Origin of the sequence: Candidatus Planktophila sp. (assembly GCF_036734405.1) — a bacterium.
GTDB lineage: Bacteria > Actinomycetota > Actinomycetes > Nanopelagicales > Nanopelagicaceae > Planktophila.
On record NZ_DAIMYR010000002.1, the window covers coordinates 289,506 to 311,936 of the forward strand.

General features: G+C 47.1%; 23 protein-coding genes. 21 read left to right on the forward strand and 2 right to left on the reverse strand.

Features of this window, described 5'->3' with window-relative positions; all coding sequences use genetic code 11:
• Positions 1–11 precede the first annotated feature (11 nt).
• Genes pyrR through hisG form a run of 19 tightly spaced genes read left to right on the forward strand, consistent with a single transcriptional unit; the run spans position 12 to position 19,760 of the window.
• Entirely contained in the window at positions 12–545 is a 534-nt protein-coding gene (gene pyrR / locus AC9UC2_RS03605) for a bifunctional pyr operon transcriptional regulator/uracil phosphoribosyltransferase PyrR (RefSeq protein ID WP_509525315.1), read from the forward strand.
• Entirely contained in the window at positions 545–1,492 is a 948-nt protein-coding gene (locus AC9UC2_RS03610; protein WP_509525316.1) for an aspartate carbamoyltransferase catalytic subunit, read from the forward strand. The genes pyrR and AC9UC2_RS03610 overlap by 1 nt, the downstream gene beginning before the upstream one ends.
• Positions 1,493–2,800: a dihydroorotase gene (locus AC9UC2_RS03615; RefSeq protein WP_509525318.1), complete on the forward strand. Its 1,308-nt coding sequence runs from the start codon at positions 1,493–1,495 to the stop codon at positions 2,798–2,800.
• Positions 2,800–3,915 (forward strand): glutamine-hydrolyzing carbamoyl-phosphate synthase small subunit, encoded by a 1,116-nt coding sequence (carA, locus tag AC9UC2_RS03620; RefSeq protein ID WP_509525320.1) that lies wholly within the window; start codon positions 2,800–2,802, stop codon positions 3,913–3,915. Before AC9UC2_RS03615 ends, carA begins: the two co-directional genes overlap by 1 nt.
• Entirely contained in the window at positions 3,915–7,175 is a 3,261-nt protein-coding gene (gene carB, locus AC9UC2_RS03625) for a carbamoyl-phosphate synthase large subunit (protein WP_509525321.1), read from the forward strand. Before carA ends, carB begins: the two co-directional genes overlap by 1 nt.
• Complete coding sequence (locus AC9UC2_RS03630) at positions 7,176–8,012, forward strand: dihydroorotate dehydrogenase electron transfer subunit (RefSeq protein ID WP_509525322.1); 837 nt, start codon at positions 7,176–7,178, stop codon at positions 8,010–8,012. It abuts the gene before it with no gap.
• A complete protein-coding gene (locus tag AC9UC2_RS03635; RefSeq protein WP_509525324.1) occupies positions 8,009–8,959 on the forward strand; it encodes a dihydroorotate dehydrogenase in 951 nt (316 codons plus the stop codon). The genes AC9UC2_RS03630 and AC9UC2_RS03635 overlap by 4 nt, the downstream gene beginning before the upstream one ends.
• Positions 8,952–9,653 carry an orotidine-5'-phosphate decarboxylase gene (gene pyrF, locus AC9UC2_RS03640; protein WP_509525325.1) on the forward strand — a complete coding sequence of 234 codons (702 nt, stop codon included), beginning with the start codon at positions 8,952–8,954 and terminating at the stop codon, positions 9,651–9,653. Before AC9UC2_RS03635 ends, pyrF begins: the two co-directional genes overlap by 8 nt.
• A gap of 19 nt (positions 9,654–9,672) precedes the next feature.
• Positions 9,673–10,548, forward strand: a complete 876-nt coding sequence (gene gmk / locus AC9UC2_RS03645) for a guanylate kinase (protein WP_509525326.1) — start codon at positions 9,673–9,675, stop codon at positions 10,546–10,548.
• Between the two features lie 45 nt (positions 10,549–10,593).
• Positions 10,594–10,842, forward strand: coding sequence for a DNA-directed RNA polymerase subunit omega (gene rpoZ / locus AC9UC2_RS03650; protein WP_018207237.1), 249 nt, complete (start codon positions 10,594–10,596; stop codon positions 10,840–10,842).
• Between the two features lie 6 nt (positions 10,843–10,848).
• Complete coding sequence (gene coaBC / locus AC9UC2_RS03655; RefSeq protein ID WP_509525328.1) at positions 10,849–12,033, forward strand: bifunctional phosphopantothenoylcysteine decarboxylase/phosphopantothenate--cysteine ligase CoaBC; 1,185 nt, start codon at positions 10,849–10,851, stop codon at positions 12,031–12,033.
• Between the two features lie 4 nt (positions 12,034–12,037).
• Positions 12,038–13,228 carry a methionine adenosyltransferase gene (metK, locus tag AC9UC2_RS03660; RefSeq protein WP_509525330.1) on the forward strand — a complete coding sequence of 397 codons (1,191 nt, stop codon included), beginning with the start codon at positions 12,038–12,040 and terminating at the stop codon, positions 13,226–13,228.
• Between the two features lie 3 nt (positions 13,229–13,231).
• Complete coding sequence (locus tag AC9UC2_RS03665; protein WP_509525332.1) at positions 13,232–15,115, forward strand: primosomal protein N' family DNA-binding protein; 1,884 nt, start codon at positions 13,232–13,234, stop codon at positions 15,113–15,115.
• A 20-nt stretch (positions 15,116–15,135) separates the two neighbouring features.
• Positions 15,136–15,696: a peptide deformylase gene (gene def / locus AC9UC2_RS03670; protein WP_509525334.1), complete on the forward strand. Its 561-nt coding sequence runs from the start codon at positions 15,136–15,138 to the stop codon at positions 15,694–15,696.
• A complete protein-coding gene (fmt, locus tag AC9UC2_RS03675; RefSeq protein ID WP_509525336.1) occupies positions 15,696–16,604 on the forward strand; it encodes a methionyl-tRNA formyltransferase in 909 nt (302 codons plus the stop codon). The genes def and fmt overlap by 1 nt, the downstream gene beginning before the upstream one ends.
• Positions 16,585–17,952, forward strand: a complete 1,368-nt coding sequence (locus AC9UC2_RS03680; RefSeq protein ID WP_509525337.1) for a transcription antitermination factor NusB — start codon at positions 16,585–16,587, stop codon at positions 17,950–17,952. Before fmt ends, AC9UC2_RS03680 begins: the two co-directional genes overlap by 20 nt.
• 9 nt (positions 17,953–17,961) lie before the next feature.
• On the forward strand, positions 17,962–18,621 hold the full coding sequence (gene rpe / locus AC9UC2_RS03685; RefSeq protein ID WP_509525338.1) for a ribulose-phosphate 3-epimerase: 660 nt from the start codon (positions 17,962–17,964) through the stop codon (positions 18,619–18,621).
• A 21-nt stretch (positions 18,622–18,642) separates the two neighbouring features.
• On the forward strand, positions 18,643–18,906 hold the full coding sequence (locus AC9UC2_RS03690) for a phosphoribosyl-ATP diphosphatase (RefSeq protein ID WP_509525339.1): 264 nt from the start codon (positions 18,643–18,645) through the stop codon (positions 18,904–18,906).
• 8 nt (positions 18,907–18,914) lie between these two features.
• Positions 18,915–19,760 carry an ATP phosphoribosyltransferase gene (hisG, locus tag AC9UC2_RS03695; RefSeq protein ID WP_509525340.1) on the forward strand — a complete coding sequence of 282 codons (846 nt, stop codon included), beginning with the start codon at positions 18,915–18,917 and terminating at the stop codon, positions 19,758–19,760.
• 1 nt (position 19,761) lies between these two features.
• Here the strand turns inward: hisG and serB are convergent, their stop codons facing one another.
• Both serB and AC9UC2_RS03705 read right to left on the reverse strand, forming a co-directional pair.
• Positions 19,762–20,400 carry a phosphoserine phosphatase SerB gene (gene serB, locus AC9UC2_RS03700; RefSeq protein WP_509525341.1) on the reverse strand — a complete coding sequence of 213 codons (639 nt, stop codon included), beginning with the start codon at positions 20,398–20,400 and terminating at the stop codon, positions 19,762–19,764.
• 2 nt (positions 20,401–20,402) lie between these two features.
• On the reverse strand, positions 20,403–20,921 hold the full coding sequence (locus tag AC9UC2_RS03705; RefSeq protein WP_509525342.1) for an ACT domain-containing protein: 519 nt from the start codon (positions 20,919–20,921) through the stop codon (positions 20,403–20,405).
• Positions 20,922–21,006: 85 nt separating this feature from the next.
• Between AC9UC2_RS03705 and AC9UC2_RS03710 the strand changes: the two genes are divergently transcribed.
• Both AC9UC2_RS03710 and AC9UC2_RS03715 read left to right on the forward strand, forming a co-directional pair.
• A complete protein-coding gene (locus AC9UC2_RS03710; RefSeq protein WP_509525343.1) occupies positions 21,007–21,795 on the forward strand; it encodes an ABC transporter ATP-binding protein in 789 nt (262 codons plus the stop codon).
• A complete protein-coding gene (locus AC9UC2_RS03715; RefSeq protein WP_509525344.1) occupies positions 21,782–22,417 on the forward strand; it encodes a uracil-DNA glycosylase in 636 nt (211 codons plus the stop codon). Before AC9UC2_RS03710 ends, AC9UC2_RS03715 begins: the two co-directional genes overlap by 14 nt.
• The last annotated feature ends 14 nt before the right edge of the window (positions 22,418–22,431 follow it).

The window sequence follows — 22,431 nt, forward strand, 5'->3', positions numbered from 1 at the left end:
AGGAGATTTATATGAGCGTAGCCCTGTCCGCACCTGACATTAAGCGTGCGTTGACTCGTATTTCACATGAGATCCTAGAAAGAAATCAAGGATCTACATCAATTGTTCTCTTAGGGATTCCTACTCGTGGTGCGCATTTAGCCCAGCGCATTGCAGCGATTATCTCTGAAATTGAAGGTTCTGATGTTCCCTGTGGAACGTTAGATATCACTTTGTTCCGCGATGATTTAAGACTTCGCCCACCAAAAGCAATCATGCCTACAAACATTCCTACATGTGGAATCGAGGGTATGGATGTAATTCTGGTTGATGATGTTCTTTTTTCGGGGCGAACAATTCGGTCGGCACTTGATGCCCTAGGAGAAATCGGTCGCCCTCGCACGGTCCAATTGGCTGCTTTGGTTGATAGAGGCCATCGAGAACTTCCAATAAAGGCGGACTTTGTTGGCAAGAATCTACCGACATCAAAGTCTCAATCTGTTCGCGTCTTATTGGGCGAGATAGATGGTCGAGATGAAGTTAGCATCGAAGGGGTTGAGCAATAATGCGCCATCTCCTATCAATCGCAGATATCAGCAAAGCTGAAGCTATTTCGATTTTGGATACTGCTAACGAGCTAGCACGTGTCAGCGACGGTGCAGTTAAGAAGCTGCCCACACTTCGTGGTCGCACAATCGTAAATTTGTTTGCAGAAGATTCGACGCGCACTCGAATCTCCTTCGAAGCCGCAGCCAAGCGATTGTCAGCCGATGTAATTAACTTCTCGGCTAAGGGGTCAAGTGTCAGCAAGGGTGAATCTTTGAAAGACACCGCGATGACACTGCAGGCGATGGGCGCTGATGCTGTGGTCATTCGACACTCTGCATCCGGTGCGGCGCAGCGTTTGGCGGATTCGCAATGGATGTCTGGAAGTGTTGTAAATGCCGGAGATGGTACTCATGAACACCCAAGTCAAGCTTTGTTAGACGCTTTCACAATTCGCAAACACCTGGGTATGGGTAAAAGTGATCTTGATGGCCTAAGCGTTGCGATAGTTGGCGATGTATTGCATTCGCGGGTAGCTCGATCGAATGTACTTCTACTTTCAAAACTAGGAGCAAAAGTTACTTTAGTTGCACCGCCAACCTTGGTTCCTGTTGGGGTCGCTACCTGGCCTTGCAATGTTTCCTATGACTTAGACGCAGTTATTCCATTTGTTGATGTAGTGATGATGCTTCGAGTGCAACAAGAACGGATGACTGATTTTTATTTCCCAAACGCTCGCGAATATTCGCGCTACTTTGGTTTGAATACGCAACGCATGAATTCCATGAAAGCTGAATCAATTGTTATGCACCCTGGGCCAATGAATAGAGGGCTTGAAATTTCCGCTGAGGTTGCAGATAGTGCACGTTCGGTAATCACAGAGCAAGTAACAAATGGTGTAAGCGTAAGAATGGCAATCTTGTATGTTCTTCTTACCGGTGGAGCTTTGGAATCAGGGAGTAATTAAATGAGCGCAATAGATTATGTAATCAAGGGTGGACAGCTCCCTGATGGAACTAAGGCAGATGTTTGTATTTCGGGTGAAGAAATCGTTGAAATAACCGCTAATTTTTCCGGGCAGAGCAAGGAAGTTGTCGATGCCGCAGGCTGCATTGTTTTGCCGGGTCTGGTCGATTTGCATACACACCTGCGTGAACCAGGTCGCGAAGATGCCGAGACAGTTCTAAGCGGCAGTCGTGCAGGAGCTAAAGGTGGATTTACTGCACTGTCCGCGATGGCAAACACCTCTCCAGTTGCCGATACTGCCGGAGTAGTTGAGCAGGTATATCGCTTAGGTCAAGAGGCAGGTTTGCTAGATGTGTTTCCGATTGGAGCGGTCACTGAGGGATTGAAGGGGCAAACTCTTTCTGAGATCGGTGCGATGGCAGATTCAGTTGCCCACGTTAGAGTCTTTAGTGATGATGGGCATTGTGTTTCTGATCCGTTAGTTATGCGTCGAGCTTTAGAGTACATAAAGAAGTTCGGCGGCGTCATCGCACAACATGCGCAAGATCCACGAATGACTGTTGGTTCGCAAATGAATGAAGGCGCAGTCTCATCTCGACTTGGACTAAAAGGTTGGCCAGCAGTTGCTGAAGAAGCGATAATTGCTCGTGATGTTTTACTGGTTGATCATGTTCAATCTAGACTCCATATCTGTCATCTAACAACTGCCGGCGGAGTAGAAATTATTCGCTGGGCTAAGGCCCGTGGAATAAATGTGACGGCAGAGGTTACGCCGCATCACCTATTACTAACGGATGATCTGGCCTCTTCTTACGATCCGATCTACAAGGTTAATCCACCTCTTAGAACTGAATCAGATGTTCATGCTTTACGTGAAGCTTTAGCAGATGGAACCATCGACATTGTTGCAACCGATCACGCACCACATCCTTTAGAGGATAAAGAGTGCGAATGGCAGGAGGCAGCTTTTGGTATGTTGGGATTGGAAACTGCTCTTTCAATCGTTCAAAAAACGATGGTGGATACGGGTTTAATGAAATGGGATCACGTGGCAGAGCGCATGAGTCATGCGCCAGCCCGAATTGGTGGGTATGTTCTTCAGGGGCAGAAAGTTTCGGTTGGCAGTAAAGCGAATCTGACTGTGATCAACCCAACGAAGAGTTGGAGAGTGGATCGAGATTTGGTTCTATCAAACTCATCAAATACTCCCTACCATGGCCATGAACTACCCGGACTAGTGCTGCATACCTTCTTCAAAGGTAAACAAACACTAAATAATGGTTCTATCGTCGAAAAGGAGAGCAAATAATGGCAACTGCTTTCCTTGTTCTAGATGACGGGCGAATTTTTGAAGGCTCCTCGTGGGCATGTACTGGGAAGAGCTTTGGTGAAGCAGTTTTCCAGACAGGCATGACTGGGTACCAAGAAACTCTGACCGACCCTTCGTATCACAAACAGATAGTCGTTATGACTGCGCCACATATCGGCAATACTGGAGTCAATGATTTCGATAATGAGTCGGAAAAGATTTGGGTCGCAGGCTTTGTTGTCCGCAATCCTTCATCGCTAACTTCAAACTGGCGGGCGCAGAATGATCTTGAGGCTGAACTGGTAGCTCAAGGAGTAGTTGGCGTTCAAGGCGTTGACACACGAGCAATCACAAGACATTTGCGTGATCGTGGAGCTATGCGAGTTGGGATATTTTCGGGGCTAGAACTTTCTCGGGAAGAAATGGTGGTAGAAGTCCGCAAGGCTGAAGCCATGGCGGGGGCTTTTCTCGTGAAAGATGTATCGACTCCGACAGCGTACGTAGTCCCAGCATTGGGTCAGAAGAAATTTACTATCGCAGCCCTTGATCTTGGAATAAAAGCAGCCACGCCTCGCGCTTTAGCTGAGCGTGGTGTCGAAGTTCATGTCATGCCCTTTGATTCGACAGTAGATCAAATCATGGCAATCAATCCCGATGGCGTTTTTCTCTCTAATGGACCTGGCGATCCTTCGACGATGAGCGATGTGATCGAAGTTGTTAGAGAACTTTTGTTGGCCGAAATTCCTATCTTTGGTATTTGTTTCGGTCATCAAATTTTGGGACGTGCTTTAGGTTTTGAAACATATAAATTACAGTTTGGGCACAGAGGGATTAATCAGCCAGTGATGGATAAGAACACCGGTAAGGTTGAAATCACCGCACACAATCATGGCTTCGCGGTAAAAGCACCAACTGATAGTGAGTTCTCAACGGTTTATGGTCGTGGCGAAGTGACGCATACTTGCCTTAATGATGGAGTTGTTGAAGGTTTAGCTCTGTTGGATCGTCCGGCATTTTCTGTTCAGTATCACCCAGAAGCCGCGGCCGGACCACATGATGCTTCCTATCTCTTTGATCGTTTCATAGATTTGATGTCCAAAAAGGTGGTCGCATAATGCCATTGGACTCATCTATCAAGAGTGTTTTGGTAATTGGTAGTGGACCGATCGTTATTGGTCAGGCATGTGAATTCGATTACTCAGGAACACAAGCCTGCCGAGTTCTGCGTGCAGAAGGAATCAGAGTGATTCTGGTGAACTCAAACCCGGCAACGATTATGACCGATCCTGAATTCGCAGATGCAACATATATCGAACCGATTACTCCGGAAATTATTGAACAAATCATTGCTCATGAAAAGCCAGATGCGGTGCTTGCGACTTTGGGTGGACAAACAGCACTAAACGCTGCGATTGGCCTTTACCAACGCGGAACTCTTGCAAAATATGGAGTTCGCTTGATTGGTGCTGATGTGGATGCAATTAATCGCGGGGAAAATCGTGAACTTTTTCGCGCAATAGTTGAAAAGGTGGGCGGAGAGTCAGCAAAGTCTCGCATCTGTCACACAATGGAAGAAATTCTGCTTGCAGTGGTTGAATTAAACTATCCCGTTGTAGTTCGCCCATCTTTCACAATGGGTGGCCTAGGTTCAGGAATAGCCTTTGATGAAGCAGAACTGCGCCAGATTGCAGGTGCTGGTCTTCGACACAGTCCAACCTCTGAAGTGCTGCTTGAGGAATCGATCATTGGTTGGAAAGAGTACGAACTCGAGGTTATGAGAGATAACAAAGACAATGTTGTTATCGTTTGTTCAATTGAGAATCTGGACCCTATGGGTGTCCACACCGGAGATTCGATCACAGTTGCCCCGGCGATGACCCTGACTGATGTTGAGTATCAGAAGCTTCGTGATTTATCGATGGACATTATTCGGGAAGTCGGTGTTGATACCGGTGGATGTAATATCCAGTTCGCGGTCAACCCATCAAATGGTCGAATAATTGTGATCGAAATGAATCCAAGAGTTTCTAGATCTAGTGCGCTAGCATCAAAAGCGACGGGATTTCCGATTGCAAAGATTGCAACTAAGTTGGCTATCGGTTACACATTAGATGAGATCACCAACGACATCACCAAGGTCACACCGGCATCATTTGAACCCACTTTGGATTATGTCGTTGTTAAATTGCCACGCTTTGCTTTCGAAAAGTTTGCAGATGCCGATCCACGTTTAACGACAACGATGAAGAGCGTCGGTGAAGCCATGGCCATCGGACGCTCATTCTCAGAAGCCTTAATGAAAGCGCTACGATCATTGGAGCGTAAGGAAGCAATCTTTGCGTGGCCAGTTGTGACCCCGGCCGAACTTGAGCAACTGATGCAGTCCATGAAAATCCCAACTGAATATCGCTTACAACAAGTTCAGAAAGCAATGTGGGCTGGTGCATCTATCGATGAAGTATTTGCGGCAACCAAGATAGATCCGTGGTATTTGCGCCAAATTGAACTTATAAACGCCCAGGCAGCTGTCATTGCTCAACCAGGTGAACTCAGTTCCGAATTGATTCGTGCCGCAAAGAGCCAGGGCTTTTCGGATGCCCAGATAGCAGCTCTGCGGGGCGTGACCGAGGATGAAATTCGCAAAGCGCGACATCATTTAGGCATTAGACCGGTCTATAAGACAGTTGACACATGTGCTGCTGAATTTGAGGCATTTACGCCATATCACTATTCAAGCTATGAAGAAGAAACTGAAGTTCGCCCGCGAACAACCCCAGCTGTAATTATTTTAGGTAGTGGTCCCAATCGAATTGGACAAGGTATCGAGTTCGATTATTCATGCGTGCACGCATCTTTCACCTTACGTGATGCAGGATATGAAACGATCATGATTAACTGCAACCCAGAAACAGTTTCAACAGATTACGACACCAGTAATCGCCTGTACTTCGAGCCGCTCACCCTTGAAGATGTTCTCGAAGTTGTTCACGCCGAGACACTTGCTGGTCCTGTTCTGGGAGTTATCACACAACTAGGTGGCCAGACCCCTCTAGGTCTAGCAGCCGGGCTGAAAGCAAATGGAGTCACGATTTTAGGAACCTCGCCTGATTCAATAAATCTTGCAGAAGAGCGTGGTGCATTCGGCAACATTCTGGCCGAGCAAGGCTTAAGAGCACCTGAGTTTGGAATGGCGTCTTCGCAATTAGAGGCAACAACTATCGCACAATCAATTGGTTATCCCGTTCTAGTGCGCCCATCATTTGTTTTAGGTGGACGTGGAATGGAAATTGTTTACGATGATGCCGCTTTGGGTGGTTTCATTACACGCGCAACTGACATTACGCCGGATCACCCGGTTCTAGTGGATCGCTTTTTAGATAACGCAATTGAAATCGATGTTGATGCACTGTTTGATGGAGTAGAGCTTTTCTTGGGTGGAGTCATGGAACACATTGAAGAAGCGGGCATCCATAGTGGTGATAGCGCATGTGTCTTGCCATCGATGACGGTCACAGAGGAACAACGGGAACAGATTCGAATTGCTACGGAAAAGATCGCACGCGGAGTAGATGTACGCGGTCTCATTAACATTCAATTCGCAATAGCTGAAAATGCTTTGTACGTTCTAGAAGCCAATCCACGTGCATCTCGCACGGTGCCATTTGTTAGTAAAGCAACAGGAGTGGCATTGGCAAAGGCGGCGGCGCGCATTTCTGTTGGGCACACCATCGCTCAACTTAGAGTTGACGGAATTCTTCCAGCACAAGGTGACGGTATGGCGCGAGGTATTTCAGTTAAGGAAGCAGTCCTTCCTTGGAACCGGTTCCGCAGAACTGACGGACGTGGCGTTGATGCAGTTTTGGGTCCAGAGATGCGCTCAACCGGTGAAGTCATGGGAATCTCTCCGACCTTTGGAGAGAGTTACGCGAAGAGTCAGATTGCAGCTTTTGGACCTTTACCTAAGGCTGGAACCGTGTTCATCTCACTTGCCGATAAAGATAAAGCAACAGGTGTTGAACCAGCGTTAGGATTTTCTGAACTTGGATTTCATATACTTGCCACGGATGGAACTGCCGAGTTTTTGCGCACCAAGGGAATAGAGTGCACAACGGTAAGAAAGCATTCAGATGGCACAGGCACTTTAGGCGAGAAGACGATTGTGGACATCATCAACGCAGGGGAGATCGACCTAGTGATTAACACACCAGTGGGTCGCGGAACCCGGGCAGATGGTTGGGCAATTCGTACAGCAGCTGTGCAACGTTCAATTCCATGCATCACAACCACCGCTGGCTTTAGTGCAGCAGTTGATGCTATTTCCTTCCTGCAATCAAGTCCCTTGAGTATCAAGTCCCTTCAAGAATGGCTTGCCTAAATGTCAGAAATAAATAAAAACGCACGACAATTAATCGCACCGATTCTTAGTAACAAGCGAGTAGGTCAGTATCACCAAATACTTATTAGTGTCGGCGAAATCGCCGCCCTCTGTAAACCTGGAAATTTTGTGGCGATCAGCGTCGGAGGTGATTCATCACGAATGGTTTTAAGGCGTGCTTTTGCAATTTCACGTGTCTCCACTAGTTCAACTGTCGGAGGAACAATGGAATTAATTGTTGCCCCACATGGTCAAGGAAGTAAGTGGTTGTGTGCCCAAGGTGAAGGCGATGTTTTGGACCTAGTCGCACCGTTGGGAACTGCATTTGGTATACCCACTGAACCGGTTCCAGTTCTTCTTGTGGGCGGGGGATACGGCTCTGCTCCGCTTTTTGGTTTAGCGGAAATCTTGAATTCTCGCGGATGCAGAGTAGACATGATTCTTGGTGCAAGTACAGGATCAAAAATTTACGCGCCAATGGAAGGCAAACGCTCTGTAAATTCGATGAGGATTTACACCGAAGACGGCTCTATGGGAACTGCCGGACGTGTTACTGACCCGATCGCAGAAATTGTGGAGGATCTTAATGTCGCAGTAATTTATTCCTGTGGTCCAATGCCAATGCTTGCTGCAATTACCAAGATTACCGACCGGCTTGATGTAGTTCACCAATGCGCCGTTGAAGAATCGATGGCTTGTGGAATTGGCATCTGCATGACCTGCGTCTTGCCTGTTACAAATCAAGACGGAACAGTGTCGATGCTGCGCTCATGTATTGATGGCCCAGTAATGGACGGAGCTAAAGTTCAGTGGGAGCAAGTAGGTAAGCAGCAATGAGTTCATTGGATTTTTCTACAACTATCGGCAATGCCTGGTTTCCTGCTCCAACTTTTACTGCAAGTGGTTGTGCCAGTTCAGGTCGCGAGCTAGCCCAATTTTTCCCCCTGAAAGATATGGGTGGAGTCGTAACTAAGTCAGTCATGTCAAAGGCGCGCGCGGGTCGACCAACTCCCAGAATGGCTGAAACGCCAAGTGGCATGCTCAATTCAATTGGCTTACAAGGTCCGGGTATTGATGCGTTCTTGAGTAAGGATGTACCTTATTTAGTTGAACAAAAGGCGCGGATAATTGTTTCGATTGCTGGAGAAACTGTAGAAGAGTATTCAACTCTTGCGCGCAAACTTCGTTCTGTCTCTGGGATAAGTGCCATCGAAGTAAATATTTCTTGTCCTAATGTTGAAAATCGTGGCCTAGTTTTTGCCTGCGATCCTGAATCTTCCCGACGTGTTATTGACGGAGTGCGCAGAACAATCGGTGGAGAACTTCCAATCATTGCAAAACTATCTCCGGATGTAACTGATCTAGTATCGATTGCTAAAGGTGTAATTGATGCGGGTGCTGACGGTCTAGCCCTGATTAACACAGTTCTTGGAATGGTAATTAATGTGGACACCATGCGCCCACACCTGGGTGGGAAAACAGGTGGCTTATCCGGACCTGCGATTCGTCCTATTGCGGTTCGCGCTGTTTACCAAGTACATGCGGCGTTACCTGCGATTCCAATCCTTGGAATGGGTGGAATCGCTTCAGGCAAGGATGCTTTAGAAATGATTCTTGCTGGTGCAAGTGGCGTGTCAATTGGTACGGCAAGTTTTGGAAATCCAACGGCAATCATGTCGATACAAACTGAACTAAAGCAGTTGCTATTAGACAGAGGTTTCACTTCGCTGAAGCAAGCTGTTGGGTATGCCCATCGCGCCGCGGAAGGCGAAGTCAATGAGTAAAGCACCAATCGTTTTGGCGGTAGATACACCTGATCTTCAAACCGCCATCAGTTGGGTAAAAGCTACGCAAGAACATGTTTCAGTTTTTAAACTTGGTCTCGAATTCTTTCTCACCTTTGGATCAGAGGGTGTTAAAGCAATACAAGCAGAAACTGATTCCGATATATTTCTAGATTTGAAGCTCCACGATATTCCACACACAGTAAGTGGAGCAGCAAAAGCGGTGGCACATCTGGCTCCTAAATTCTTGACGGTTCATGCATCGGGAGGAGAGGCGATGATTAAAGCCGCCGTTGATGTGATGCCCAAAACCAACATTACCGGCGTAACTATCCTGACATCTTTGTCCGAAAAAGATGTCTCTGAGGTCGGTTTCAAATTCACTGCGTTGGAATCTGCCGTCGGTCTTTCAAAAGTTGCAGTAGCAGCTGGTGCAAGAGCAATCGTGTGTTCTCCGCTAGAAATAGCCGCGGTCCGGAAAGAGGTTGGCGTTGCGCCGATCATCATCACTCCAGGTGTTCGCCCGTCAGACATGGTCGGCACTGATGATCAGCAAAGAACTATGACTCCGGAGGATGCAATCGCTTCAGGCGCAAACTTGGTTGTGATTGGCCGACCGATTACACAGAGTTGGACAATTGGCGCGCAAGCCATGAAGGAACGGGCGCAGGAGATTGGCTCACGCTTAATTTAATCTCCACTAGATTTAGCCCATGGGAACGCCTCCACAGTTATCTGCCGAACAAAGAGCAGCTGCGTTAGCGAAAGCATCTGCCTCCAGAAAGAGGCGAGCTGAAATAAAGAGCCAGATAAAAAATGGTCAAGTAGGTATCGATGAAGTTCTCTCCCTTGCCTCAACCGATGAAGCTATCGGCAAGATGCGCGTTAAGGAGTTATTGGAATCTTTGGCGGGTGTAGGAAAAATACGTGTTATTTCTTTGATGGAACGGCTAAACATTTCTCCTACCCGAAGAATTCAGGGATTAGGCCGGCATCAATTAAAGGAACTTCGCAACGAGTTTGTAAAGACGGATGCCGCGGTAAAACCTGGAAGATTGTTAGTTCTATCTGGTCCTGGGGGAGTGGGAAAGAGTACTGTTGCTAAAAAACTTCGTGAGGCCGGAGATTTTTGGGTGAGTGTTAGTTTCACAACTCGCACACCGCGGATAAATGAAGTCGAAGGTCGAGATTACTTTTTTGTCTCTGATCAAATATTTTCACAAATGATCTCCGATGAAAAGTTCCTTGAATGGGCTGAATTTGCAGGCAATCGCTATGGAACCCCACAACAGCAAGTTGAAGATGCATTGCGACAAGGAAAGAATGTTTTGCTAGAGATTGAAATTGCAGGCGCTAAGCAAGTTAAGGCTCACTTGCCGCAGTCGGTACTAGTTTTTCTTGAGCCTCCGACATGGGAAGAATTGGTCGCACGCCTTGAAGGTCGAGGCACAGATGGTGAGCAACGCAGGGCTGAAAGGTTAGAACTAGCCCAAGATGAGCTAGCGGCAGCGGCATTTTTCGATGTGATCCTCGTCAATGACCAGGTCGAGAGCGTTGTCCAAAAACTGATAGAGTTAGCCCAGAATTAGTTCGGGCACGACAACATCAGATTGATCACAGAAGCGGGGACAACCATGGATGGCATTACAAATCCACCTATTGATGAACTTCTAGACAAGAGCGGCTCAAAGTACAGCTTGGTTTTGTACGCAGCAAAGCGCGCCCGTCAGATCAATGCATACTATTCCCAACTTGGTGAGGGTCTCCTTGAATACGTCGGACCCCTTGTCGAAACACATGTTCACGAGAAGCCACTTTCAATCGCTCTTCGCGAAATCAACGAAGGTCTTCTAACGATCGAAAACCTCGAGCCAACAGCGTAGTTTTAAATGACACTCCAAGGTCGTGAGGTTATTCTCGGAGTTGGTGGAGGCATTGCCGCCTACAAATCCTGTGAGCTACTCCGTCGATTGCAAGATCGCGGTTATGTAATCACCGTTGTTCCGACTCCAGCCTCATTGAATTTCGTCGGAACAGCTACATGGGAAGCGCTTTCATCACGTCCTGTAAACACCCAAGTCTGGGAAAGTGTTCATACCGTTCCTCATATCGCTTTAGCCGAGCGTGCTGATTTCTTTCTTATCGCCCCAGCGACGGCAGATTTAATCGCTCGTTTAGCTATGGGCAGGGCCGATGATCTTTTAACCAATTTAGTCTTGGCTTCCGATGTTCCAAAGATGATTGTTCCTGCGATGCATCCATCGATGTGGTTAGACCCCGCAACTATGGCAAATGTAAACACACTTAAGCAACGTGGTTTCATTGTGATGGATCCTGAAGTTGGTCGCTTAACTGGAAGTGATGTCGGGCCTGGAAGATTCCCTGAAACTGCAGGGATAATTTCCCGCTTTGATCAAATGACAGGGCAGGTTCAAGATTTAAAGGGCGTCAAAGTTTTAGTAACAGCCGGTGGCACTCGTGAGCCTATCGACCCGGTGCGATTTATCGGCAATAGATCTTCAGGAAAACAAGGGATCGCCCTTGCAAATGCAGCTAAAAATCGCGGTGCACAGGTGCAACTTATTGCCGCAAACTGCGATGTATCAGCAGTCTCTGGGGTCGAAGTGATTCCTGTTGAGACTACTTTGGATATGCAGAAAGCATTACAGGCAAATTTTGACGCTTGCAATATCCTGATCATGAGCGCGGCAGTTGCGGATGCTCGTCCATTGCATTTTTCAGATGAGAAGATAAAAAAGTCGACTCTGAGCAGTATTGAATTGCAGCGGAATCCTGATCTCCTGGCTGAAATAGCCCCACGGAAAGAGGGTCGAGTGTTGATTGGTTTTGCTGCAGAAACCAAAGAGCACCTGCAAGAGGCTCGCAGGAAGTTAGATGCTAAAGGCCTAGATGTGATTTATGTAAATGATGTTTCTGGCGGGGCAATCTTTGGCCAGGACACAACTATGGGTACCATTCTCTTACGCAATGAAGCGGATATAGCGGTCAAGGAAGTCTCCAAAGACGCTCTCAGTAATGTACTTCTTGATCATGCCATCCGGCAGTTAGGTTAAAACTATGTCAAAGCGTCTCTTTACCTCAGAATCAGTTACCGAAGGCCATCCAGACAAGATTGCCGATGCGATCTCAGATGCAGTCCTTGATTCTTTGTTATCTCAGGACACGAAAAGCCGAGTCGCCGTAGAAACACTTATTACTACAGGTCAAGTTCACGTCGCGGGTGAAGTTACAACCAATGGATACGCAGATGTGATGGGAATTGTTAGAGATACAGTTCTAAACATTGGGTATGACTCATCTGATAAAGGTTTCGATGGAAACAGTTGCGGTGTCTCAATTTCAATTGGTCAGCAATCCCAAGACATTGCCCAAGGCGTCGATGATGCTTACGAACACCGCGTGACATCAGCTGTAGATCCTTTAGATCTGCAAGGTGCGGGTGACCAAGGCTTGATGTTTGGTTACGCATGCGATGACACAAAAGAGTTAATGCCACTTCCTATTTGGTTGGCACATGCTTTAGCCCAGCAATTAACTAAGGTTCGCAAATCCGGCGAATTGGCTTATCTTCGCCCCGATGGAAAAACACAAGTAACTATTGAATATGAAGGCGATCGCGCCGTTGCTTTAAATACGGTTGTTATTTCAAGTCAGCATGCCGAGGAAGTAGATGTTGTTAAGAAGTTAACACCTGAAATTATTGAATATGTAATCAATCCAATTATCTCCACGATAGATCTCCCAAAGAAGGATGTACGTACGCTCATTAATCCAACAGGCCGCTTTGTTATTGGTGGACCGATGGGAGATGCCGGTTTAACTGGTCGTAAAATCATCGTAGATACTTACGGTGGCATGGCCCGTCATGGTGGTGGAGCATTTAGTGGCAAAGATCCATCTAAGGTAGATCGTTCTGCTGCATATGCGATGCGCTGGGTAGCTAAGAATGTTGTAGCTGCAGGTCTTGCCCGTCGCTGCGAGGTGCAAGTTGCTTACGCAATTGGTAAAGCACAACCAGTAGGAGTTTTTGTGGAAACTTTCGGAACCGAAACTGTTCCCGTTGCAAAAATTCAAGAAGCTGTCTTATCGGTTTTTGATCTTCGTCCAGCTGCAATCATTAGAGATCTAGATCTTTTGCGTCCTATTTATTCACTCACAAGTGCCTATGGTCACTTTGGTCGTGAACTTCCTGAATTTGCTTGGGAAAGAACCGATCGAGTATCTGCACTCCAAAACGCAGTTAAGTAATCGGTGGCAGCACCTCGGCTATTTCGCTTAAGGGCCGAGGTCGCTACCGCGCCTTCAGGCCCAGTAGCTGATGTGCTTCCAGTTGCACGGGTGCGAGTTGATACAGGTGTCTTCCATCTAGATCAGTTATATGACTATTCAGTTCCCGAAAAATTGAGCCATGCAGTAATTCCGGGAGTCCGAGTGCAGTTACCTTTTGGCTCTCGCGAAACGGAAGGGATTGTTGTTTCGCGTGTTGCAACCCCCGACAAAGCTGGTCTTCTGAAGCCCATAACAAAGGTTTTGTCACCCCACCCAGTCGCAACCTCATCAAGCTTTGCATTAATTGATAGAGCCTCAGAATTTTATTGCTGCAATCCATGGGACTTGGTGCGCTCTGCTATCCCGCCCAGAGTAGCTAGTGTTGATAAAGAGCTGTCAGTCTTTGTTTCCGAGATTAAACCCAAGGCCGGCGCTGTCATTCCGGTATTTCAGAGTTTCGGTCCATTTCTTTCGCCGGAATATCAAGTCGCTGAACTGGTAGAAAATTTCAAAAAACTCGGCTCTGTACTGGTTATTGCTCCAGATGAGAAGGATGTTGACCTGATCGTCGAAAAATTGTCGCGATCTTTTGGCAATGTACTCAAGCTTTCAAGTTCGAGTACCCGCGAAGAGCGTTATCGAAATTTCCTGCTCTCTATGCGCTTGGAAGGATCAATAGTCGTTGGAACTCGTAGTGCGATCTTCACACCGGTTAGAAACCTTGCCGCCATCATCATTTACAAGGAATCTTCACCAGATCATTTTGAACTGAGGTCTCCTGGTTGGAACTCATCGACTATTGCTCGGCTACGTTCAGAAATGGAAGGGGTGGCTTTAGTTTTTGCGGGCTTTACACCTTCAACACGCGTTGCTTACGACATTGATAGGGGTGCTACCAAGTTCAGTAATCAGCGAACTCAGGTCAATGTTCAGGCATTCTCACCATCGGATGGAGCTCTGCTACCCGGTCGAATTTTTTCCGAAATTAAAAAAGCGCTGAAAATTGGCCCAGTGCTTTTTGTTGCCCCGCGCAAGGGTTACGGCAACGCACTTCTGTGCGCACATTGTCGAAATGTTGCTGTGTGTAAATGCGGTGGAAGATTAAGTGTTGCTTCTAAAGGTTTAGCCCCAGCATGTGTTCATTGTGGTGAAACTTTTGCAGCTTGGAGATGTAGCTTCTGTGATCGTGATAAACAGTACTTAGCTGGCCGTGGAATCGAAAGAGCGGCAGAGGAAATTTCTCGAGCTTTTCCCGGTTTTCCGGTTGTGATTTCTGCAGGCGATGTCATCAAAGAAAGTGTTGACGCTAGGCCAGCACTAGTTCTATCTACGCCTGGGGCACAGCCATTTGCTGAAGGCGGTTATGCAGCGGTGGTCGTTCTTGATGCGATTCGATTTTTCTCTCACACCGACATCAATGGGCAAGAGCGAGCCAGAGAACTTCTTTTTGAAAGTGCGTCGTTAATTAAGAAAGATGGGCAGGTCCTTCTAGTCTTAGATGACTCGCATCCGGTCATTGCTGCGATTGCTAGGTGGAACATTGCACCGCTATTGAAACGCGAACTAGCCGACAGAGCAGAGTTAGAACTACCTCCATCGGTTATGTCTGCTGTTTTAGTTGTTGAGCAATCAGCTGCTGCGCCGATTGTTTCAGGATTGAAGAAGGCTCTAGCAGACGGTCGACTTCCTGCTAGCACTCGAATTTTTGGTGCAACCCTTTTGCCAAAAGGTGCGGCGAAAATAGTGGTACATGCATCCCATAGTCAAAGCTCGGATCTGGGCAAGATCCTGCACGAACTGCAAAGAAAACGCAGTATCTCGAAAAAGGATTTGCTTACTCTAAGAATCGATCCATATTCGCTCTAAGGAATTGGTAGACTGTATTCATGTCTATTCAAGAGATTCGCTTCTTCGGTGATCCGGTGTTAACAACACCAGCCTCAGTTGTGGTGGATTTTGACAAAGAGCTACGCACTTTGGTTAAAGACTTAACTGACACCATGCTGGATGCTCCTGGCGCTGGTTTGGCTGCACCTCAGATAGGTGTTCCACTACGTGTTTTCGTTTGGGATGTCGACGAGGCTCTGGGTCACCTGATAAATCCCACCTTAACTCTTAGCCAAGAACTGCAAGACGGTGAAGAGGGTTGCTTATCTTTTCCCGAATTGCGGTATGAGACTCCGCGAGCGATGCGCGCCGTTGCCCAGGGATTCAACATGTACGGGGAACCAATCACCGTTGAAGGCACTGATTTTTTAGCTCGAGCCCTACAACACGAAACGGATCATCTCAACGGGATTCTCTTTATCGATAAGTTGTCAGCTGAAGATCGAAAGTTAGCGATGAAGGAAATTCGTGAGTCCGATTGGTTCAACTTAGCTGCTGAAAAAGGTCAATCTATTCAAGTTAAAGATTCACCGCACTCAATTTTCGGACGGAACACCTAATGTTGGTCGGAGTAGCTGCTACTCCGGATGTCGCGATTCCTACTTTGGATTGGCTGATCGGTAGCGAACACAAGCTCGACCTGGTTATAACTCAACCCGATAAACCCTCCGGTCGCGGTCGCACTATGAAACAAACCGCAGTGGCAGATTGGGCCACTAGTCACGCAATTCCAATTGTGAAGCCTGAATCCTCACAAGAGTTAGCAGGAGTCATAGATCATTTAGATTGCATAGTCACGATTGGTTATGGGGTCCTGTTGCCTCAAACAATCTTAGATCTTCCCAAATATGGATTCATTAATCTGCACTTTTCACTGCTTCCGGCATATAGGGGCGCAGCGCCAGCGCAAAGGGCTCTGCAAAATGGCGAGAGCGTTACGGGAATCTCTGTATTCCAACTGGAAAAGGGAATGGACACTGGTCCGATTTACACCCAACGTTCAATAGCTATAGACCCAAAGTGGCGCAGCTATGAACTGCTTGACGCTCTTGCGCAAGAGGGACCAAGCGCTGTGGGCGCAGCGTTACAAATGATTTCAGCAGGTGCTTCACCATCGCCACAAAAGGGCCCATCTAGTATGGCTCCGAAGATATCTAAACAAGAAGCGATGCTAGATTTTTCGCACGATGCACAAACTTTGATAAATTCAATTCGAGCATTCACTTACGAACCAGGAGCATGGTGTACCTGGAAAGCCGAACCTTTCAAAATTACGGCAGCGGTTCTATCTGAGGCCAACGTTGTAAAGCCTGGAGAAATAGCGGTGGATGGACAGAAAGTGCTTGTGGGATCTGGAAGTTACACCAGCATTGAGCTCCTGACAGTAATACCGGCGGGGAAAAAAGAAATGAATGCGGCTGATTGGGCGCGAGGGGCTCGACTTAAAGGTGGAGAAAGTTTTGACTGAGGCCAGAAGAAATACTTTTAAGTCACCAAAACCGGATGCGTCGCGACTATTGGCATTTGATTTAATTACTGAAGTCAATCGTAATGAAGGTTACTCAAATCTTCTTTTGCCACAGGCACTAAATTCAAGCAATTTAGATGATCGGGACAGATCTTTAGTTACAGAACTGCTATACGGAACCATACGTATGCAAGGAAAACACGACTGGGTTCTTTCGCAGATAAGTGACAGGCCCTGGACCGAAGTTGATTCAGGAATAGTTGATATCTGTCGCATGGGTGTGCACCAACTGCACGAAATGCGGGTGCCGGATCATGCGGCAGTTGCCTCTACTGTAGAAGTTGCACGCAAAAGAATCGGTGAATCAAAGGCAAGTTTTGTAAATGCAATGCTCAGGAATGTCACTCGCACCTCAAAAGAGGATTGGCTTGCGCCTCTGGAGCAGATAAAAGATCCAGTAGAGCGATTGGCAATTCAATATTCGCATCCAACCTGGATTGTTTCTGCCTACTTTGATTTACTCAAAGATTGGCAGGAAGTTGAATCGGCGTTAGCTATAAACAATGAAGCCGCAACACCTACGTTAGTTTCTTGGCCAGGACTTTCTACACAACAGGATTTGATGGATATTGGCGCAGAACCAACGACATATTCTTCCTACGGTGCACATTGGAAAGGCAATCCCGGCGCACTAGATCTAGTGAAGTTGCGCAAAATTGGTGTTCAAGACGAGGGCTCACAATTAGTTGCAACCGTGTTTGCAGCTGCAGCAGGTGGAACATCGTGGCTAGATATGTGCGCAGGACCGGGCGGTAAAGCTGCACTTTTGTCCGCGATAGCACGTCAACGAGGAATCACCTTTACTGCAAATGAAGTTTCGGCGGCTCGAGCCGAACTTGTGCGGCAAGTTGTAAATGGTGACAGAATTTTAGTCGGGGATGGTCGCGATATCGCAAATGCGGGCGAGAAATTTGATGCAATATTAATTGATGCTCCGTGTACTGGATTAGGGGCGTTACGTCGACGTCCTGAAGTTCGTTGGCGTCGCACTCTTCAAGATTTACGAGAACTTACTGCCTTGCAAAGAGAGTTGATTGAATCTGCGATATCTGCGCTCAATGTTGGAGGCGTTCTGGGTTATGCGACCTGCTCACCCCATCTGGCTGAAACTTCGATCCAAGTGGCAGATATCAAGAAAAAGTTTGCAAATGTCGAACAAATCGCGGTCGACCCCTTCATGCCGCAAAATTTGGAAGGCGGTGTCCGAGACCAAGCCATGTCCTTGTGGACTCACCGCGCAGGTACGGATGCAATGTATTTAGCCCTTTTCAAAAAGAGTAGCGAGTAAAATAGGAACATGACTAAGGAAATCAGAATCACTCCGAGCATTCTTAACGCTGATTTTTCCAGGCTCAACGAGGAAATAAATTCGATCGCAGCCGTTTCAGATCTGCTCCACCTTGATGTTATGGATGATGTATTTGTTCCTAATTTCACCTTTGATTTTGATGCTGCGTCGAAGATCATCACGGAATCTTCGCTAGCAGTTGATGCGCATTTAATGGTTGCCGATGTTGACTTGATCGCCGTTCAATATGCAGAGCTTGGATGTGCCTCGGTAACGATTCATGCAGAGGCCACCGCCAACATCCCTCAGACGCTTAAGAACATTAGACAAGCGGGCTCACGTGCGAGCTTAGGAATAAAGCCCAATACGCAGATTGAGCAATATGCCGAATACATCGATTTGGTCGATATGTTTTTAATTATGACTGTAGAACCTGGCTTTGGTGGGCAGAAATTTATGGAAAATATGATGGGAAAGGTGAGAACGACCCGCACATTGATAGGTGATCGGCCGATCTGGCTGCAGGTTGATGGTGGGATTTCGATGCAAACCATTGAGATAGCCCTTGAAGCTGGCGCAGACACCTTTGTGGTTGGCAGTGCTGTATTTAACGCTCCTGATCCCGCGCAGATGGTTGTGGAGCTAAGAAAATTCGCAACGCGAGATTGATGGCTCAAGTAAACTATCCCAATGAAATCTTTTGAAGAGCTCTGGCTCGAATTAAGCCAGAAAGTTTCCGAGGGGACAGAAGGTTCCGGGACGGTCGCAGCAATAGACGCTGGAGTCCACGCGATCGGAAAGAAGATTTTGGAAGAGGCCGGAGAGGTTTGGTTAGCCGCTGAACACCAGAGCAATGAAGAATTAGCCGAAGAAATCAGTCAACTTTTGTATCACCTCCAAACTTTGATGCTTGCACGCGGATTATCACTCAACGACATCTATAAATACTTGTAAGGGGCCCCATGTTAAGAATCGCAGTTCCAAATAAGGGTTCGTTGGCAGAGAGCTCTGTCGAGATTTTGAAAGAGGCTGGTTATCGACAGCGCACAGATGTCCGCGACTTGGTTTTGGTTGACCCTGATAATTCCGTCGAATTTTATTACTTGCGTCCTAGAGATATCGCAATTTATGTGGGATCAGGGGAGTTGGAAGCGGGAATAACCGGTCGAGACTTGCTGATTGATTCAGTTGCATCTGCCGAGGAAATTCTTGGTTTGGATTTTGGTAGTTCTACCTTTCGATTCGCAGCACCAACTGGGAAGGAATGGAAGATTGCCGACATCGCAGGCAAGCGAATAGCCACTGCTTACCCCGGCTTGGTCGAACACACGCTAAAGAGTTTTGGAATATCAGCACACATAGTTCGCCTAGATGGAGCTGTTGAAAGTTCTGTCCGGCTTGGTGTTGCAGATGTGATTGCAGATGTTGTCAGTACTGGAAATACTCTGCGACAAGCCGGGTTACAGGTTTTTGGCGATCCGATATTAGTCAGTGAGGCAGTTGTAATTAAGCGGAAAGGAACCGACGTTCCTGCAGGCCTGGAAGTTCTTATTCGACGTCTTCAGGGAGTTGTGACTGCGCGCCAGTACGTTCTGCTTGATTACGACGTACTAAAGAGTTTGATAGATCAGGCATGTGCAATCACACCAGGCTTAGAGTCGCCGACAATTTCTCCATTGCAGAAACAAGATTGGGTTGCGGTCAGAGCAATGGTGTTAAGGAAAGACACAAATCGTGTGATGGATGAACTATGGACACTTGGAGCGCGCGGTATCTTGGTGACAGATATCCACGCTTGTCGCTTGTAGTTTATAACTGGATAAGTGAGGGAACTGAACGCAAAGTTTGCTCTTTAATGGAGTAATCGGCTGCAGCCTCAACAATAGGTTTGGCGTTAAAAGCAATACTGATTCCGGCGATAGCCATCATGTCCAAATCATTTGCGCCATCTCCAATGGCCACTGTGTCACTCAAATCAACTGCACATTTCTGTGCAAATTCCTTTAAAGCGTCGGCTTTAGCGGCCCGATCTATGATTGCGCCAACAACCTTGCCGGTTAAGTGTCCATCAATAACTTCAAGCAAGTTTGCCCTATAGAAGTCAATTTTGAGTTCATCAACAAGTGGTTGCAGAATGTTGGAAAAGCCTCCTGAAACCAAGGAAACATAATGGCCTTGCTCATGCAAAAGCGACACCAGCTCGGCCGCACCATCGGTTAATCGGATTTCTTGCGCAATCTGGCTGATGCAATCTTCAGGAAGACCCTTAAGCAATGCCACGCGAGAAATCAAACTCTGAGAAAAATCCAATTCGCCGCGCATAGCAGATTGCGTAATTCGAGCGACTTCATCTAGCACCCCAGCTTTGGCCGCCAGAAGTTCGATCACTTCTTGTTGTATGAATGTGGAATCGACATCTAACTGGACTAATCTTTTTCGTAAAGTCATCGTTAGGCACCGATGGTCAATGAAAACTCTGTTGAATTTTGAAGAACCGCCAGGGATGTTTGTAGATCATTCTGCGAAATCCCAGAGAGTTTAATTGTTACTTCAAGCGGAAATGTCGCAGTTCGTGTGAGATCTTCAATGTTTGCTCCAGCGTTAAAAAGTGCTTGGGTAATTTCGGACAAATGCTTAGGGTGCAACTTCTCAGAACTCAACTTAATCATTAAGCATGTTGGCTTTTCTCGCTGAGCAGGCGAGGAAGAAAACACTGCGGCGATATCGACTGCTAGATCACTGGCAAGAAGGTTGAGATCCTCTTCGATGGCATTTTGATGCGCAGGATTTAGAGAAATTTGGAGAGTCAGAATCAAACGGTCTTTAATGATGATTTGATCAAGATCGATTACCGCTACCGAAAATGGCGAAAGAGCTGTGAAGAGTGCATGGGCTAAACCAGGCTTATCCTCGCCGGTAAGAAGGATTAATCCAGAGAACTGCTCCGCCTCGCGGCTAGATGTTGTCATAAGGGGGATAGTTTATCGTGAATCACTAATGCTTTTCGCGGGGTTTACGCACGATTGAGCGATCTAACCAGTATCTTTTGCATCTATGAGTAGCTCAGTCCTAACTCTCAACGAGGTTTCGGTTCGCCGTGGCGATCGAGTAATTCTGGGACCAATCAACTTTTCGATTTCACATGGAGAACGCTGGGTTGTTCTCGGTCCCAATGGCGCTGGCAAATCAACACTTCTTCAAATTTTGGCAACAAAAATGTTTCCGACGCAGGGGTCTGTTTCTGTACTTGATAAACAAATGGGAAAAGTGGATCTTTTCGAGCTAAGAACCAGAATTGGGTTGTGTGGCTCTGTTATAGCCGAAGACATCCCTGGCGATGAAATGGTTAAAGATGTTGTACTGACTGCCGCTTATGCAATTCTGGGACGCTGGAACGAGAGCTATGACCTTTGGGATGAATCGCGGGCGATGGCGCTACTTACTAACTTCGGTGTTCGGGAATTAGGTGATCGTCTTTACGGAACTTTAAGCGAAGGCGAGAAAAAGCGTGTGCAAATCTCACGGGCATTGATGACAGATCCAGAACTTCTTTTACTTGACGAACCCGCTGCCGGTCTTGATCTAGGCGGTAGAGAAGATTTGCTAAAGCGGTTCGCCAATTTTGCGGCCGACCCGCTGGCTCCGGCAACGATCCTGGTAACACATCACATTGAAGAGATACCTGTCGGCACTACGCACGCATTGCTTATCAAAGATGGTTTAGTCGCAGTGTCTGGCCCCATCGATCAAGTTATTACTTCAGAGCATGTTTCCGCTGTTTTTGGTACATCCATTACGGTGACACCTGAAGCTGGCCGTTTCTTCGCCCGTGCCTCTGTTTGAGCAACTGCACCCGCAGTGGCAACAGGAGTTGGTTTCGCTTAAGCCACTCATCCAGACGATAGATGCTTATGTTCAGCAACGAGATATCGCCCCTTCTTATGACTATATTTTTAGAGCCCTCAGTCAGCCCTTATCTTCCACGCGCGTTGTCTTCTTCGGCCAAGATCCTTATCCGACTTTAGGTCATGCGCATGGCTTAGCTTTTTCAGTTGAAAATACTGTTACATCGCTTCCCGCTTCACTTCGCAACATTTTTAAAGAGCTACAGAGCGATCTTGGCATAACCCGAAGTCAGGGAGATCTCAGTGATTGGTGTGACCAGGGAATTATGTTGATCAATCGAATCTTGACTACCGATGTAGGTAAATCATTGGCGCATGAAAAGTTAGGTTGGCAAGAGATCACCACTGCCGTGGCGCAGATCCTTGGGAAAAACGATGTGATTGCCGTGTTGTGGGGTAAGTCTGCGTTAGAGCTGAAGAGTTTCTTTCCAGATGAAAACGTTGTTGCCTCAGTACACCCCAGTCCATTGTCTGCTTATCGCGGATTCTTCGGATCAAAGCCCTTTTCTCAAATCAACGCGAAGCTATTGTTAAAGGGACACAACACTATTTCTTGGTAAAAGAAAAAGCCCCC